General features: G+C 60.6%; 16 protein-coding genes and 1 tRNA gene. 3 read left to right on the top strand and 14 right to left on the bottom strand.

What is annotated here, in order from left to right; genetic code table 11:
• Positions 1 to 159 precede the first annotated feature (159 nt).
• Positions 160 to 235: transfer RNA gene (locus tag BV911_RS08185), tRNA-Thr, on the bottom strand.
• A 291-nt stretch (positions 236 to 526) separates the two neighbouring features.
• Between BV911_RS08185 and BV911_RS08180 the strand changes: the two genes are divergently transcribed.
• A complete protein-coding gene (locus tag BV911_RS08180; RefSeq protein WP_371587975.1) occupies positions 527 to 1738 on the top strand; it encodes a SulP family inorganic anion transporter in 1212 nt (403 codons plus the stop codon).
• Positions 1739 to 1762: 24 nt separating this feature from the next.
• Here BV911_RS08180 and BV911_RS08175 read toward each other — a convergent pair whose 3' ends face one another.
• Positions 1763 to 2203: a cytochrome c family protein gene (locus tag BV911_RS08175; protein WP_240512191.1), complete on the bottom strand. Its 441-nt coding sequence runs from the start codon at positions 2201 to 2203 to the stop codon at positions 1763 to 1765.
• A gap of 265 nt (positions 2204 to 2468) precedes the next feature.
• Here BV911_RS08175 and idi point away from each other — a divergent pair, with 265 nt between their 5' ends.
• On the top strand, positions 2469 to 2999 hold the full coding sequence (idi, locus tag BV911_RS08170; protein ID WP_086053112.1) for an isopentenyl-diphosphate Delta-isomerase: 531 nt from the start codon (positions 2469 to 2471) through the stop codon (positions 2997 to 2999).
• 19 nt (positions 3000 to 3018) lie between these two features.
• On the opposite strand, the gene rlmN is transcribed toward idi, so the two are convergent.
• The 7 genes from rlmN to BV911_RS08135 form a co-directional block, all read right to left on the bottom strand.
• Entirely contained in the window at positions 3019 to 4191 is a 1173-nt protein-coding gene (gene rlmN / locus BV911_RS08165; protein ID WP_086053111.1) for a 23S rRNA (adenine(2503)-C(2))-methyltransferase RlmN, read from the bottom strand.
• 95 nt (positions 4192 to 4286) lie between these two features.
• Entirely contained in the window at positions 4287 to 4811 is a 525-nt protein-coding gene (locus BV911_RS08160; RefSeq protein WP_086053110.1) for an invasion associated locus B family protein, read from the bottom strand.
• 239 nt (positions 4812 to 5050) lie between these two features.
• On the bottom strand, positions 5051 to 6214 hold the full coding sequence (locus tag BV911_RS08155; protein ID WP_086053109.1) for an alpha-hydroxy acid oxidase: 1164 nt from the start codon (positions 6212 to 6214) through the stop codon (positions 5051 to 5053).
• Between the two features lie 255 nt (positions 6215 to 6469).
• Positions 6470 to 7414, bottom strand: a complete 945-nt coding sequence (locus BV911_RS08150; RefSeq protein WP_086053108.1) for a 2-hydroxyacid dehydrogenase — start codon at positions 7412 to 7414, stop codon at positions 6470 to 6472.
• Between the two features lie 36 nt (positions 7415 to 7450).
• On the bottom strand, positions 7451 to 8962 hold the full coding sequence (locus BV911_RS08145) for a tripartite tricarboxylate transporter permease (protein ID WP_086053107.1): 1512 nt from the start codon (positions 8960 to 8962) through the stop codon (positions 7451 to 7453).
• 4 nt (positions 8963 to 8966) lie between these two features.
• The gene (locus BV911_RS08140) at positions 8967 to 9440 is read right to left on the bottom strand and encodes a tripartite tricarboxylate transporter TctB family protein (RefSeq protein WP_086053106.1); all 474 of its coding nucleotides are present in this window, start codon (positions 9438 to 9440) and stop codon (positions 8967 to 8969) included.
• A gap of 116 nt (positions 9441 to 9556) precedes the next feature.
• Positions 9557 to 10525 (bottom strand): tripartite tricarboxylate transporter substrate binding protein, encoded by a 969-nt coding sequence (locus BV911_RS08135; protein ID WP_086053105.1) that lies wholly within the window; start codon positions 10523 to 10525, stop codon positions 9557 to 9559.
• 379 nt (positions 10526 to 10904) lie between these two features.
• Here BV911_RS08135 and BV911_RS08130 point away from each other — a divergent pair, with 379 nt between their 5' ends.
• Entirely contained in the window at positions 10905 to 11804 is a 900-nt protein-coding gene (locus BV911_RS08130; RefSeq protein WP_086053104.1) for a LysR family transcriptional regulator, read from the top strand.
• A 19-nt stretch (positions 11805 to 11823) separates the two neighbouring features.
• Here the strand turns inward: BV911_RS08130 and serB are convergent, their stop codons facing one another.
• From serB to BV911_RS08105, 5 genes are all read right to left on the bottom strand, one after another.
• Entirely contained in the window at positions 11824 to 12699 is an 876-nt protein-coding gene (gene serB, locus BV911_RS08125) for a phosphoserine phosphatase SerB (protein WP_086053103.1), read from the bottom strand.
• A gap of 138 nt (positions 12700 to 12837) precedes the next feature.
• A complete protein-coding gene (locus BV911_RS08120; RefSeq protein WP_086053102.1) occupies positions 12838 to 13737 on the bottom strand; it encodes a Stf0 family sulfotransferase in 900 nt (299 codons plus the stop codon).
• A gap of 146 nt (positions 13738 to 13883) precedes the next feature.
• The gene (locus tag BV911_RS08115) at positions 13884 to 14231 is read right to left on the bottom strand and encodes a histidinol dehydrogenase (protein ID WP_086053101.1); all 348 of its coding nucleotides are present in this window, start codon (positions 14229 to 14231) and stop codon (positions 13884 to 13886) included.
• 16 nt (positions 14232 to 14247) lie between these two features.
• Positions 14248 to 15117, bottom strand: a complete 870-nt coding sequence (locus BV911_RS08110; RefSeq protein WP_086053100.1) for an ABC transporter permease subunit — start codon at positions 15115 to 15117, stop codon at positions 14248 to 14250.
• Positions 15114 to 15902: a taurine ABC transporter ATP-binding protein gene (locus BV911_RS08105; RefSeq protein ID WP_086053099.1), complete on the bottom strand. Its 789-nt coding sequence runs from the start codon at positions 15900 to 15902 to the stop codon at positions 15114 to 15116. Before BV911_RS08105 ends, BV911_RS08110 begins: the two co-directional genes overlap by 4 nt.
• Between the last annotated feature and the right edge of the window lie 40 nt (positions 15903 to 15942).

Here is a 15942-nt window from a genome sequence, read left to right as displayed (position 1 = left end):
CCCCCCCCCTGATCACAGACTCTGTTTCTGACTTTTAAATACGGCGGCGGCAGAGAGAGCGAGATCATTTCATCCGCGCATCACCACACAGCCGGGCGGGAGGCATGAGAGATCGCAACATCGCTGATCTGCATAATCGACTGTATAGATTGAATATTTTGGTGCCCCAAGACGGACTCGAACCGCCGACCTACTATTTACGAAACAGTTGCTCTACCAGCTGAGCTATTGGGGCTACGCGGTTGCCCGTTTAACCGTGAAGGACCCGCCGCGCAAGGCAAAATCACCGAGAGTTTTTTTCCTTCGCAAGCGTTACGCCCTCTCTTTCTGTTTGATGGTGTTTACAGTCATCCCAAGAAAAGCGGGACCCGTCTAAGCCTGCCGCGACGGCACGTCCTCTGGTCAGCGCGGGCGAGATCGCCCAAGCTGTAGCAGAGACCCGTCTCCGGGTCCCGTTGACACCAAAAGTGTAGTTATGAAGCCAGAAATTTTAAACACGGCCCGGACTTACTCCGGACGAAAATTCATGGCCGATCTTGTTGCCGGTCTGACCGTCGCCATGGTCGCCCTGCCCCTCAGCCTTGCGATTGCCATCGCATCCGGCGCGCCACCGGCGACGGGCTTGGTGACGGCGATTGTCGGGGGATTTCTGATTTCGGTATTCGGGGGCAGCCGGTTTCAGATCGGCGGACCGACCGGCGCATTCATCGTGGTCGTGGCCGGGGTCATCGCCTCGTACGGCTATGATGGACTGGTTCTGGCCACGCTGATGGCCGGCGTCATTCTGATCCTAGCGGGCTGCCTGAAAGCCGGAAGTCTGGTCCAATACGTGCCCGAAGCTGTGATTGACGGTTTCACCATCGGCATCGCCATCATTATTGCCACCAGTCAACTGGGCGACTTCCTTGGCCTGACCACCCCCGACCTTCCAGCCGAATTTTTTGCCAAGATTGCCACGCTTTGGTCCGCGCACGAGACCCTTCAGCTACCGACCCTCGCGATTGGCCTGCTGTCGCTCGGCCTGATCATCGGCCTGCGCCGGGCCGCGCCCCGGTTCCCGGGGTTGATCGTGGCAGTTGCAGCCGGGTCCATCCTCGTTGCGCTGCTGTCCCTGCCCGTCGACACGATCACATCGCGGTTCGGCGCCCTGCCCGACCGCCTGCCTGTTCCGCAATTCCCGGCCGTGACATGGACGCGGATCATTGAGTTGCTGCCTTCGGCCTGTGTCATCGCGTTTCTGGCCGGGGTCGAATCCTTGCTTTCGGCGATGGTTGCGGACCGGATGACTGGCGCCCGGCACCGGCCCAATGCCGAAGTTTTGGCCCAAGGTATCGCCAATATCGGCTCGGCGCTGTTCGGTGGCCTTCCGGCAACGGGTGCCATCGCCCGGACCGCCACCAACATCCGCGCTGGCGGCAAGTCCCCTATTGCCGGAATCATCCACGCCGTCATCATTCTTGCGGTGATGATGTTGGCCGCGCCCTTGGCTGGGATGCTGGCAATGCCAGCGCTTGCAGCGCTGCTGATCATGACCGCGTGGACGATGAGTGAGCCGCATAAATGGCGCAGCCATCTGACCGCACCACTGGCGGATCGGTTGTTGCTGCTGCTGACCCTCGTCCTGACGGTGGTTGCGGACCTGACGGTGGCCATCGCCGTGGGGGTCGCGATTGGTTTGGTGCTGCGCCTGTTGCGCCGCAACGCGCCCGCATCAGATTGGACGCCACCGGATCGTTAAGGCTTGGTCCGGGGCCGGAAAGCCTTAGTCAGACAAGCTTTTCAGATAGGCATAGAGATCGGCGGCATCCGCATTGGACCGCACCTTGATGACCATTTTCGACCGGGCCTTCGGATCGTCAAGGTAACCGGCCAGAAACCCTGTCGGGTCCGTGGTGAATTGACTGAAATTGCTTTGGTCCCAGATCAGCCCCGCGCGTCCTGCTGCGTGAAGCCCGCTGGAATAGGCGTAGCCCGCGACGGACCCCGCCGCTGATCCAGCCACCCCGTAAAGGTTTGGTCCGGTCGCAGCATTGCGCCCCGCCAGCACCTCGCCTTGCGGACCGCGAACAACGTGGCAGGCCTGGCACACCCGGAACAGGGTCTGCCCATGGCTGGCATCCCCCACGACGGGGGCGGTGGCATCGGCGTGCGCGTGCGTCAGTGCCAGAAGGATCAAGACGAGCGTGATCGAGAGATGTTTCAATCCAGAGTGTCCTTTGCAGCCATGCAACACCGCGCCACCATGCACGTCCGGGGCGGGACTGCCAAGAAACGGGGTGCCCCGTGATCTGGGTCATGCGCGGATTTGTCACCGAGCCGGGACCGCCATTTGGCCCCCTCCGTCCGGGCCTGTGTCATGTTGTCGGGTGCCGCTTACAGCAACCACCATTTAAAGTCCGGTCTGTCGACAATTGATGTCGTCGGCTGGTTCCCAGTCTCCCACACAGCCGAGCGTTGCCATCCATTAGATGACAGATATGATCCCGGCCTGGGTAAACGGCGAATTGAAGCCCGTCGAGAAGCTACAGGTGCACCAGCAAGGCTTGCGCCACAAAGCCGTCTCAGTGTTTGTGATGAACGGCACGAAAGTGCTAATTCAGCAGCGGGCGCTGTCGAAATACCACACCCCCGGCCTTTGGGCGAACACCTGCTGCACCCATCCGGCATGGGGCGAAAGTTCGGCCGATTGCGCGGTCCGGCGTTTGCGCGAAGAACTCGGGATCACCGGAATTTACCCGGCACGTCGGGACGCCTTAGAATATCGGGCGGATGTCGGTCAGGGAATGGTCGAGCACGAAGTGGTCGATGTTTTTCTTGCCCAAGCGCCAGCGGACCTGACCGTGACACCCAACCCCGATGAAGTGATGCAAGTTTCCTGGGTCGATCTATACGATCTTGCCGCCGAAGTGGCGCGGCGCCCGGCCGGATTCACGCCTTGGCTGCGGATCTATATGGAAGATTACAAAGACAGGATTTTCGGCCCCGACTCCCGGGGCTAGGCATCACCGCCCCCACCGATCAGTCGGGCGCAGGCGATCGGCGGGCGTTGCGGGCACGTTCGGTTTCAGACTTCAACTGGCCACAGGCCGCCATGATGTCTTCGCCCCGCGGCTTGCGGATCGGCGAGGCATAGCCCGCCTTGTAAATGATATCCGCAAAGGCACGAATGCGGTTGTTCGACGACCGCTTATAGGGCGCACCGGGCCATTCGTTGAACGGGATCAAATTGATCTTGGCAGGAATGCCGCGGATCAACTCAATCAGACGATGCGCATCGGCGTCGCTGTCGTTCACACCATCCAACATGACATATTCAAAGGTGATCCGCTCAGAGTTGCTGGCCTTAGGATAGGCGCGCAGGGACTCCAGCAGGTCAGCCAGGGGCCATTTCTTGTTGATCGGAACAAGCTTGTCCCGGACCTCATCGGTGGTGGCATGGAATGAAATCGCCAACATGCAGCCAATTTCATCGGCGGTGCGCGCGATTTCGGGGACAACGCCGCTGGTCGACAGGGTGATCCGGCGGCGGCTGAGGCTGATCCCTTCCGGATCCATGGCAATCTTCATGGCATCGCGGACGGCTTCAAAATTATACAGCGGTTCGCCCATGCCCATCAGAACGACATTTGACAACAACCGTGTTTCATTCCGTGGATTCCGGCCGGGTTCAGGCCATTCGCCCAGATCGTCCCGCGCCAACATGATCTGACCAACGATTTCGCCCGCAGTCAGGTTGCGCACCAGTTTTTGCGTCCCGGTATGGCAGAAAGAGCAGGTCAGGGTACACCCAACTTGGCTACTCACACACAACGTGCCCCGGTCTTCTTCGGGAATATAGACCGTCTCGACCTCATGGCCACCAGCGATCCGAACCAGATATTTCCGGGTGCCGTCTTCGCTGACTTGCCGGCTGACAACTTCGGGGATTTCGATGGAGAATATCTCGGCCAGTTCTGCCCGATAATTCTTGGCCAGATTGGTCATCTGGTCAAACTCGCGCACGCCGCGCTCATACAGCCACTGCCAGATCTGTCCGGCCCGCATCTTTGCCTTGGCCTCGGGCGTACCTGCGCTGATCAGGGCGCTGCGCAGGCCATCCCGGGTCAGCCCGACCAGATTAATCCGGTCGGTTTCGGGCGTTTTACGAGGGATGGTCAGAACATCCTGGGTGATCGGGGCAGATACGGTCATGGCGTCACTCTTTTGACAAGAGCGAGCACATAGCGCATTTTGCGGCCCTTGAAAACAGGGTTGTCGTCCCGCCGGTCAGACGAACGGATCACAACTTAGGAATCGCAGCGTTTTTGCGCATCCTCGATCGCAGCGGTAAAACCCATCAGGGAAAATGTGTCGGTGGTCACCGTGCCACGGCTGGATCGACCAATGATCACTGCTTCTGCACCGCGCTTTAGGGCGGTGGCGATTCGACGGTCATCTTCGGCTGACGCGGCCCACGCGACCTCACCGTCAGTGAACAATTCGAAATCACTATCACCGATCGTCAGCTTGACGGTCGAACCGGGCGCGAACGGATAGCCGCCAAGAAACGACACTTCGCCCATCTGCTCGCTATCAGGCCAGAACGAGACGAACATATAGATGTCGCCGCGATTGACCGCCACGACCTTGCCGTCCTTGGTATTCACAGTCTGTTTCGGCGCCGAAACCACCCAACATTGCGTCGGGTCCTTTTCGACATAGATGCTCCAGTCCGTCTTCGCCGCGACGCGGCTGGTCTGACTGTGAGCGGCAGCCCCGCCCAGGGCGATGACAAGCGCAATCGACGCGCCAATTGTCCAGCGAGAGTTCATGGGTCTCCAAGCCTCCGGCAATCTGCTTGGTCGCACTGTTCAGCCTTGAAGACCTGTTTTAAGTGCGACGATACCTCAATTGCGGCTAGTATAGCCGAATCTCGCAGCAGCAATAAAGGGGAAATCCCGGCCCTTGCAGTCACGGAACCGGAAAACAGGTCACGAATTCGCGTGGCACCCGCCCGCACCCGGGCTGTCGGACGCGCTATCAGCCCGATGGCGCAGCGATCGTTGCCGCCTCACTCCCACCGCCCCGAGAACCCTTTGGGCACCAGCAGATTATCACGGCTCATGGCGCGCACGTCACGTTCACCGCAAAATCCCATCGTCAAATCCATTTCCTTAGCGATGATTTCCAGCGCTCGGGTCACGCCCGCCGCACCCATTGCGCCCAGCCCATAGGTATAGGCGCGCCCAACATAGGTGGCTTTGGCACCCAGCGACAGCGCCTTGAGAGCGTCCTGACCCGACCGGATGCCGCCATCCAGATGCACTTCGACCTGATCTCCGACCGCAGCGACGATGCTGGGCAGCATACGAATGGTGGACAGCGCCCCATCCAACTGCCGACCGCCATGGTTGGACACGATGATTGCATCCACCCCAAGATCCGCCGCACGCCGGGCGTCTTCAACGTCATTGATCCCCTTCAGGATGATCGGCCCGCCCCACAGGTCCCGGATCCACGCCACCCGCGCCCAATCAAGGCTTTGGTCAAACTGCCGACTGGTCCAATCCAGCAAATCGCCCATATGCTCGACCCCGCGCGCGTGGCCAATGATATTGCCGAAGAACCGGCGCTTGGTGCCCATCATCCCCAGCGCCCATCGTGGCTTGGTCGCAATGTTCATCAGGTTTCGCAAAGACAGGCGCGGCGGGGCCGTCATGCCGTTTTTCAGGTCTGGGTGCCGCTGCCCCTGCATCTGCAGATCCAGCGTCAGCACCAGCGCCGACACCCCTGCAACCCGGGCCCGGTGCAGGATGTTTTCCAGAAACTCCTGATCACGCAGGGTATAAAGTTGAAACCAGAATGGCGCGTTCAGCGCCGCGGACACGTCTTCAATTGAACACATCGACATGGTGGACTGGGTAAACGGTACGCCAAACGCCTTTGCCGCCAGCGCGGCGTGAATTTCGCCATCCGGGTGCTGCATGCCCAACAAGCCAACCGGAGACAACGCCACCGGCATCGCCACCGGTTGACCGATCATCGTGCTGGCAAGGCTACGCTCAGCCATATCCACCGCTACCCGCTGCCGGAAATAGAGCTGCTGGAAATCGCTGGAATTCTCACGGAAAGTTTGACCGGTCCAACTTCCTGCTTCCACGTAGTCGTGAAACATCCGTGGTACGCGGGCGCGGAACAGCGGCTTCAGGTCGGCGATTTCGGTGATCACAGGCATCGCGCGCCCCGCGTCAGATCAAAGCCGCCCGGTCGGTCCGCCCCTGCCATAAGTGCACCCATATCGTCCGTCCCTTTGTCAGTATCGCTGTATTCCCCAGCAGTCCCGCCGGTTTTGCGCCATTGAGGCAGGTTCGTTTCAAATGCCGCCACCCCTGACGCGGAACGCACAGGGCGGCAAGGCTACCGCCAAGCCGCCCAGAAAATGCGCCGGTTGGCCGCGCCCAAGTCGGAAACCCGGGCGCGTTGTCTCACCTTAGACAACCGGCGAAATCAACGGTTGGCCCCGCAGATAGGCGCGAAGGTTCTTGACGACCAGATCCCCCATGGAGGCCCGCGTCTTGTGCGTTGCGCTGCCTTGGTGCGGCAACAGCACCACGTTCTCAAGCTTGCGCAAGGCTTCGGGCACATGGGGTTCTTGCGCGAAGACGTCCAGCGCGGCCCCGGCAATGCCGCCCGACGCCAGCATCTCGATCAGGGCGGGCTCGTCCACCAGATCCCCGCGGGCCACATTGACCAACCGACCTTCGGGCCCAAGCGCCGTCAGAACCTTGCGGCTGACAATGCCGCGCGTGCTGTCGGTGCTGGGGGCAATGACCACCAACCAATCCACATCCTGCGCCATGGACACAGGATCAGCGTAATAGGGAAACGGCTGATGCGCCTGCTCGGACCGGCCGTGATAGACCACCTGCATCTGGAACGCCTGACAGAGCCGCGCAATGGTCTTGCCGATCCGGCCCAGCCCGATGATGCCGACGGTTTTCCCGGTCAATTCTTCGGTCAGGGGGAAATTGCCTTCGGCCTCCCAGCGGCCCTCGCGCGTATAGCGTTCAGCTTCGGGCAACCGGTGTGCCAGCGCCAGCATCAGCGCCAAGGTCACCTCCGCCACACAATCATTCAACACATCCGGTGTGTTCGTGACCCGAACGTTGTGTTCGCGGGCGGCTTCCACATCGACAGCATCATAGCCGACCCCGAAGGACGAGATGATCTCAAGCGCGGGCAACGCTTCGATGATCTGGCGCGAGCAGCCGGCGCCGCCCCCGGTCGCAATATATTTCACACCTTCAGGCAGGGCGGCGAGAAACGCAGCCTTGTCGGTGGCATCACACAGCCGGTGCAGGGTGAAATCCTGATCCAGTTGCTGCGTAACACGGTCCCCGAGGGCGGCGACAAGAAGAAGATCGGGTTTATTCATAGAAACAGGTCTTTCGAAGAGGGACTCAGTAAAGGCTCAGGCGTCCGGCATGGCGGGCTTGGGGGATCGTACCCGGCGCACGACCAGCATGACCAGCGGGATCATCCAGATGGCAATGGTAAACATCCCAAGTCCGGCAGAAATTGGCCGTTCAAAGAAGGCGACGAAACTGCCATCGGACTTGATCATTGAGGTCACGAAGTTCTGTTCCAGCATTGGCCCAAGGACCAAGCCAAGAATGGCCGGGGCAATCGGAATGTCATTTTCTTCCATCAGGAAGCCGACGATCCCAAAGATCAGCATCAGCCAGATCCCGAATACCGAATTGTTGATGGCAAACGAGCCGACCATGCAGAACATCAGGATGATCGGCATCAAAACACGGGTTGGAATCGACAGAACCTGCCGTGCCGATTTGATCGCCACCCAGCCCAATGGCAGCATCATCAGGTTGGCCAGCAAGAACACGATGAACACCGCATAAATCATTTGCGGCTGGGTGATGAAGATCATCGGACCCGGGTTCAGGCCCTTGATATACAGCACGCCGATCACGATGGCAGTGATCGAGTCGCCGGGAATGCCAAAGACCAGTGCCGGGATCCATGCGCCGCTCATCGCGCCATTGTTCGATGCGCCCGCCTCGACGATGCCCTCGACATGACCGGTGCCAAACTTCTCTGGCGTTTTCGAGAATTTCTTGGACACCGCATAGGAAATCCAAGCGGCGATATCGGCACCCGCACCGGGAAGCGCGCCAATCGCTGTCCCAAGGACACTGCCGCGCAGCGCTTGAACCGGGTATTTTTTCAAATTGGCGAATTGCTGACGAAAGATGCTGCTGTTGCCGGTTTTCGGCGGCGGCGCCGTATTCCGGCGATGAATGAACCCGCGGATCACCTCGGACACCGCAAACAGACCGATCATCGCGGGAATGAACTGGACCCCGCCCAGCAACTCGACATTGCCAAACGTATAGCGCGGAGCACCGGCCGGGTTATCAAGACCGATGGTTGCGGCGAACAACCCGATGAACAAGGCAATCAGCCCCCGTGCCGCTGAACCGGGCGAGATGAAGACCGCGCAGGATAGCCCCAGCACCACCAGCCAGAAATACTCGAAGGACGAGAACTTAAGCGCGATTTCCGCAAGGACCGGTGAGGCGGTCATCAGCACCAATGTGCCAAAAATCCCGCCAATGGATGAAAAGACCAGCGATGCGCCAAGCGCCAGTTCCGGTGTGCCTTTTTTGGTCAGCGCAAAGGCGTCCTGAACATAGGCGGCGCTGGCGGGCGTTCCGGGCATTCGCAACAGCGTGCCGGGAATATCACCGGAAAAGATTGCCATGGCGGTGGCTGTCACGATGGCGGCGATGGCAGGCACCGGGTCCATGAAGAAGGTGACCGGCACCAACAGGGCGGTCGCCATCGTCGCCGTCAGGCCCGGGATGGCCCCCACGAACATGCCAAACACGGCAGAACAGAAGATGACGCCAAGGACATAGGGTTGAAAGACAAGGCCAGCGGCCTCAATCAAGGTCGACGTCATGAATTCACCACAAGAAAGACAGGAAATCGCTGCGCGGCAGCGGAACGAGCAAGAGCTTGCCAAAGCTTTGCTGGATGACGATCGTGGCGACAACTGACACGATCACCGCGGGGACAAGTCGCGTTCCGAGGGTCAGCATGGCCACAACCAGAACCACAATCGTAGTCGGCACGAATCCGACGATCGGTGACACCAGAATATAGCCCAAGATCAGCAGCAGAACCGTGGCAACGCGCGCCAAAGCAGCACCGCTGCGGGTCCATTCGGCAAAGCGGAAGCCGATGCCGCGATTTCCCGACATGATCGCCTCAACGATCATATAAAGCCCGGTCAACCCGGTCACAAAGGCAACGGCACGAGGCATTGTGCCTGCGCCGTATTCCTGCCCGGGAATGGCTTGAAAGTTCATCGCGGAAAGATAAATCGCAATCCCGCCGAGCAACGTTAGAATGCCCAGAGTCAGATCGGTAACACGCATCACTTAGTCCAGTGCGTCGGTTGCCCGGTCGGCCTGACGGCCCGGATCGGGACAGGAAGAGGAAAAAAGCCGGGGGATCGGCCCGAAAGCCGCCCCCCGGATTTCACGGACGCCGATTACTGGGCCAAGCCCGCTTTCGTCATCACTTCTCCGAAGACGGCATCATCTGCCGCGACGATTTCGGTCGCCTCTGCGCTTCCAGCCCAGCGAAGACCAAATCCGCGATCCTGCATGAAGTTCTGGTATTCGTCAGATTCGTAAGCCGCTGCGATAGCAGCCTCCAACTTGGCCTTCACGTCGTCAGGCAAGCCTGCGGGCGCAGCCACGGACCGCCAAACCGCCACGGACCAATCCGAGCCAGTGGTCTCGGCCAAGGTGGGAACATCTGGGAATGCGTCCTGACGCTCGGGGGACATGGACGCCAGAGGGACCACCCGTCCAGCATCGATCATGGCCCGGCCTTCCGCCAAGGACGACGGCACGATATCAACGCCACCGGCGACCATATCCGTCAAACCCGGTGCCGCGCCCTGACTGGGCACGAAGGTCACCTGATCCGGTGCCAGACCTTCGGACAGCAGCCAGCCGGCAAGACCGACATGCCAGATGCCACCCTGCCCGGTGCCCGACGCTTTCAGCGTTCCCTTTGGCTCGGACTTGATTTTTTCAAGCAAGGCTTCGACCCCATCATAGCCTGCATCCGCCGACACCATCAAACCACCGGCGTCAGAGTTGACGATGGCAAGGATATCGAAATCCTTGTAGGTCAGATCGGTCAGGCCCTGCCAATGCATCATGTCGATCTCAATCGTCATGATCCCGATGGTGTATCCATCCGGTTCTGCCATGGCGAGCGCGCTATGCCCCACCACACCCGAACCGCCCGTGCGGTTGACCACGTTGACCGGCACACCCAACTCTTGCTGAATCTGCGCGCCCAACAGACGCCCGACAGCGTCCGTTCCGCCACCGGCACCCCATGGCACGATCAACTGGATTGGGCGATCGGGGAAATCCTGCGCCTGTGCGGCTCCGGACAAAGCCATCAGACCAGCAAGGGCCGCGGCGAATTTCATGGATTTCATTCTATTCCTCCTCATTCGTTGTCTTGATCCGGCCCTTCCTGCGAACACATCCGCAGCGAAAGCCGGGCAGATCTGTCTGCCGGTCACAGTCAGTGATCATCTCAGTGCCAAGATTTCCTGCGACACGAAACGATCACCGCACATTGAACGCGTCGTCTCGGCGCTCGTCACAGCCGGGTGCCTTCGCACCCACGCTCTTCCAAAGCAGCCTTTGCCGCACACCCGCTGTCTGATTTCTCCCGGTCAGCCTCCCACACATTGACGCTACCTAGCGGGGTGATAACCTTCCAATGAATAATTCGTTCGCTGCAATCGCGAAACACGATCACTTGTCACAATCGGAGCCCCAGTGGACCGCAGTATTACAAATGGACTGAAAATGCGGCATCTGTCGCTCATCGTGGCATTGGCTGACCATCACACGACCCATCGCGCAGCCAGCCAGATGAACATGACCCAATCGACGGCCTCAAAGATGTTGCGCGACGTCGAAGACCTGTTTCAGGCCACCTTGTTCGATCGCGGCGCACGCGGGCTGAAACCAACACCGCTTGGCGAATTTGTCATCGCCAATGCCCGGGCACAATTGTCTCGTCTGGAACGGTTTTCTGATGATTTCCGGGCCCGTCGCGCGGGCGGCTATGGCACCCTGAACCTCGGAGCGATTTCTGGTGCTGCGCCCAGCCTCGTCGCCCGCTCCCTTGCCGATATCAAGCGCACGCGCCCGCAGCTCACCGTTGTGCTGCATGGCGAAACCAGCGACGCCTTGCTGGACATGCTGGAAAACGGTCGCCTCGATCTTGTGGTAGGACGCTACAGCACGGATCGCCATCAGCATCTATTCGACTTTGAACCGCTGGCCTATGAACGACTGACCGCCGTGGCCCGGGCCGGGCATGCGTTGCAGGGCCGCGCACGGTATCGGTTGGCCGATCTGGTGGACCACCCGTGGGTGCTTCAATACAAGACCACACCGACCCGCAAGGCGCTGGATGCGGGCTTTGCCGATGCCGATTTGCCGCCACCGGTTAATACCATCGAATGTGGGTCTATCGTTGCCATCCTCAGCCTGGTGCAGGTGTCGGATGCGGTGGCCTTGCTGCCCGCGGCTTTGGTCGAGGCCCATCTGGCTGCAGGCCTGTTCACCGAATTGCCGCTTCGCCCGGAAATCCGGCTGGACCAGTTCGGGCTGGTCACCCGAAAGCGCGAGCCGCTCAGCGATGCAGCGCAGGAATTCTCGGGGCTGCTGCGGATCAATGCGGCACGCTGGGGCTGGTGACGCCCCGGCGGTCTTTCTATCAGGGCGCGAAGTCCGACCGGGCATAGCCCTGAACATATAACAGCGCCGTCAGATCGCCATGGTTGATCCGCACGTTACATTGCGCCGCCACCGCGGGCTTGGCATGCAGCGCGACACCGGTGCCAGCCAGACCCAGCATCCCCAAATCATTGGCCCCATCGCCCACCGCGATCACATCTTCTGTCCCGATGCCGAGACGCGCGGTGATCTCGGTCAATGCCGTGACCTTGGCCTCCCGCCCGAGGATCGGATCAGTCACGGTTCCGGTCAGAAACCCGCCCGAGGCCTCCAGAACATTCGCCCGATGCTCATCGAAGCCCAGCCATCCGGCCACCACCGTGGTAAAGGCCGTGAACCCACCCGACACCAGCGCCGCATGTCCGCCCGCGGCCTTCATCGTCGCCAACAGCAAAGCCCCGCCCGGCATCGGCTCGATCCGTTCGGCCAACACTTTGCCGATCACCGCCTCATCCAGCCCCGCCAGCAACCCAACCCGTTCGCGCAAAGCCTCTTCAAAATCCAACTCGCCGTTCATCGCCCGGGCCGTGATCGCGGCCACACGCGGGCCAACCCCCGCCTCGGCCGCCAGTTCATCGATGCATTCCTGACGGATCATGGTGCTATCCATATCGGCCAGCAGCATTTTCTTCTTCCGTCCTGCGGCCGGTTGAATCACCAAGTCGACGCCGCGCGCCTGAAGATCGGCCCAGACCGTTTCCGCATTCTCTGGCACCGAGACCAGCGCAATTTCCGCGGCCTCGCCGGGGCTGAGCCATTGGGCATCGCCGCCGCCCCACGCATCACGCAGAGCTTCGACTGTGGCCCGGTCAAGAGAGGGGTTTGCGGGGTCGGTCAATAGGGTGGCGACGAACATCTGGGGTGCTCCGGAACGGGGGGTGGTCCGCCCTTCTATCCCACGCTCGGGCCGGGGTTTCCAGCCTGCTTCAGGACCGGATCTGCCATATCCAACCCTGGAAAGCTTTGGTGTCAGTGCAGGGCGTATCTGGCACCCCTACTGCCGGGTTTTGGCCCTTTCGGCCATGCGGGCGCTAAGGGCGGGGATTGGGGTTAAACCCGCCACCAAGGCCGCACGCTCGACGTCCAATCGCCGCATCAGCCGGGGATGCGAGGCTTGGAATCGCTCGGAATAAGCGATGTTCAGGTCATCACCCAGTTTTCGATGCACCGACCGGGGTGGCGTCTCTGGCAACGGCGCACTGCCGATATGCGCCGATAGGGCCGCCAACAAATCGGCATCCGCTGTGGCCACCATTTGCTCATAACTCAGACGCATTGGCACCAGCCCGCTACGTTGTACCAACGCTTCGCTACGACGCTCCATCCACCGCAAACGCCCGACGTACCGCGCAATGGCCTGCGGATCATAGCGAAACGGCTCGTGCTTTTCCCGGGCGGGCCCGACCAGATGGGCTTGGCCGGTCTGAACCATCCGCGAGGCGGACACGGCTTGGGCCACGATATTTTCCCGGATCAACCAAATCAGTGCTGTCGGGCGCAGCATTGTGAATAATTGGTCCGGTCTGGCAAAGCCCTGCAGCAGATGCGCATAGGTAATTTCCGCCCCGTAGACCCCTTTGGTGGCGTGACGCCACGTCTGACGCGCCACATAAGTGGCCATATCCGTCGCCCCCACCTCGCGCGCCATCGTCGGCATGTGCCCGGGCGCGAAAGATTCGCCCGGATGGCTTAAAACGCGGGTGCGCGCCATCAGATCTGTCAGTCGGGAACTGCCACTTCGCGGCGTAAACAGGATCAGAAACCGACGATCGGGATAGGGGCGCAAACGGACGCGAAGGTCGCTCACGGCCACCGGCGCAATCCCCGCAAACGGGTTGTGCCGCAAGCGCCACGTCCGGTAATAGGCCTCTGCCTTCAGCGACTCGATCCACATTCCGGCAGAGTCACCACAGCGGACCGATCAGCGCAAGGTCCAAGGCCCGCCCCCATAGGAACTGACCGAATTCCCCGCGCCGACCAGTTGGGCGACATCATGAATGGGCGACATCATGAATGGACGCCCCAATCATGTAGCCGCTTTCAACATCCCCAAGACCAAGATAGCGGAACAGCATCGGGTAAAGGATCATCGCCATCGACAGGAACTCGTCGGCCCCGCATAAGTCCAATGCTCTCTCGCTGGGCTTCGGCAAAGCGCCGGATGTCCCTATAGGCAAACTGGATATCGGCCTTCAGCGTGTCAGGCACCCGCGCGGCCGCAGCCGCGTGTCGCTCGGGCGAGACACGGATCTCTTCGGCCCCTTTATCCAGTTTTCCGGCGCAATCCCGGGCCGCATCGTTCCCGCCTGCCACCATGGTCGCGTTCTGGTCATGCCCGTCGTCCTGATCCGTTTCGGCAGTGGGGACGGCTGTCTTAAAGAAGATCATCCCACGGCCTTTCCAGTTACATTCGGCCTTTCCACGGCACGACGCGGCGTTCGACGAACCGGATCAAAAGGTCAAAAGCAAAGGCGATAAAGGCGATCACGATGATCCCCATGATCACCACCGGAGTTTGCAGAAACTGGCTGGCGGACAGAACCATGTAGCCAAGGCCCTTAGTTGCGGCCACCATCTCGGCGGCGACAAGGGTGGTCCAGCCGAAGCCGATGCCGATGCGCATAGCCGTCAGGATTTCGGGCATGGCCGATGGCAGGATGACAAACCGCATGACCTGCCAACGGGTCGCCCCGAATGAATAAGCGGCGTGGATCTGTTCGATCGCCGCCGACTTCACTCCCGACCGGGCGCCCAGTACAATTGGCGCGAAAACTGACAAGAAGATCAGCAAGATTTTCGAGGTCTCACCGATCCCGAACCAGATGATCATCAGCGGCAGATAGGCCAGCGGCGGGATCGGACGGTAAAATTCAATCGGCGGATCAAACAGGCCGCGCATCACCGGGCTCATCCCCATGGCCAACCCCAAGGGCAGACCGATCACGCAGGCAAGAAGGAACGCCCCGAACACCCGGCTGGTCGAGATCGCCACATGCTCAAGGAACGGCGTTCCGGTGAACCCGGTCTGCCAGACCGAGATGAACTTGGTCACGATGTCCATTGGCGCGGGCACAAACAACGGCTTGACCCAGCCCATGGCCGTCACCAACCACCACACAAACAGCAGCACCGCAATGGACAGAACCGAAAGCCACAGGGTGTTGCCCTGCCCGGGAACGCCATAGATCTCGCCGGGCTTGGTCGGGCGGGCGCGGGCAATGCGGGCCAAGACCCCGGGGGCTTTTCGGCGGGATGCAGGAGATCTCTCAGTCATGCCGCAGCCTCCTCATCCGCGAAGATGATCTCAAGAACCTCTTCCCGGATCTCGATAAACTCGCGCGATGCCTTGACCCGACGGGCTGGGGCACCGTCCAGAAATTGCCGCGAAAACGGCAGATCGAACACATGGGTCACCCGGCCCGGACGGGGCGACATCACCACCAGCTTGGTGCCCATGAACAACGCCTCTTCGACGCTGTGCGTGATGAAGAAAACCGATTTATGAGTGTCGTTCCAGATATTCAGGATCAGTTCCTGCGCCTTTTCACGGGTCAGCGCGTCTAGCGCGCCCAAGGGCTCGTCCATCAACAGAAGCCGCGGATCACAGGTCAGGGCGCGGGCAATGCCGACCCGTTGCTGCATCCCGCCCGATAGCGTGTAAACCGGGGCCCCCTGAAACCCGTCCAGCCCCAACATCCCAAGATACTGATTGGCAATCTTATGGCGTTCGGATTTTCCGATCCCCTGAACTTGCAGGCCAAATGCCACGTTATCCAACACATTCAGCCACGGCAGAAGCGCGTGTTTCTGAAAGACAACCGCGCGGTCGGCACCGGGTCCGGTCACCGCCTGCCCGTCCAGCACCAAACGGCCCGAGGTCGGCGACAGAAAGCCAGCGATCAGATTGAGCAACGTCGATTTTCCGCAGCCTGACGCACCGAGGGCCACAACAAATTCTTCGTCGTCAATCGTCAGGTTGATCCGGCTCAATGCGTCGACCGGCGGCCTGCGATCCGCCGCCGGATAGACGACAGAAACGTCCTCAATACTCAGTCCCACGTCGCTGGCTCCTTCGCTCTGTGGCGGCCCTGCCCGGCCT

Origin of the sequence: Pseudoruegeria sp. SK021 (assembly GCF_002119405.1) — a bacterium.
Lineage (GTDB): Bacteria > Pseudomonadota > Alphaproteobacteria > Rhodobacterales > Rhodobacteraceae > Meridianimarinicoccus.
This window is presented reverse-complemented; position numbering and strand designations above follow the sequence as displayed.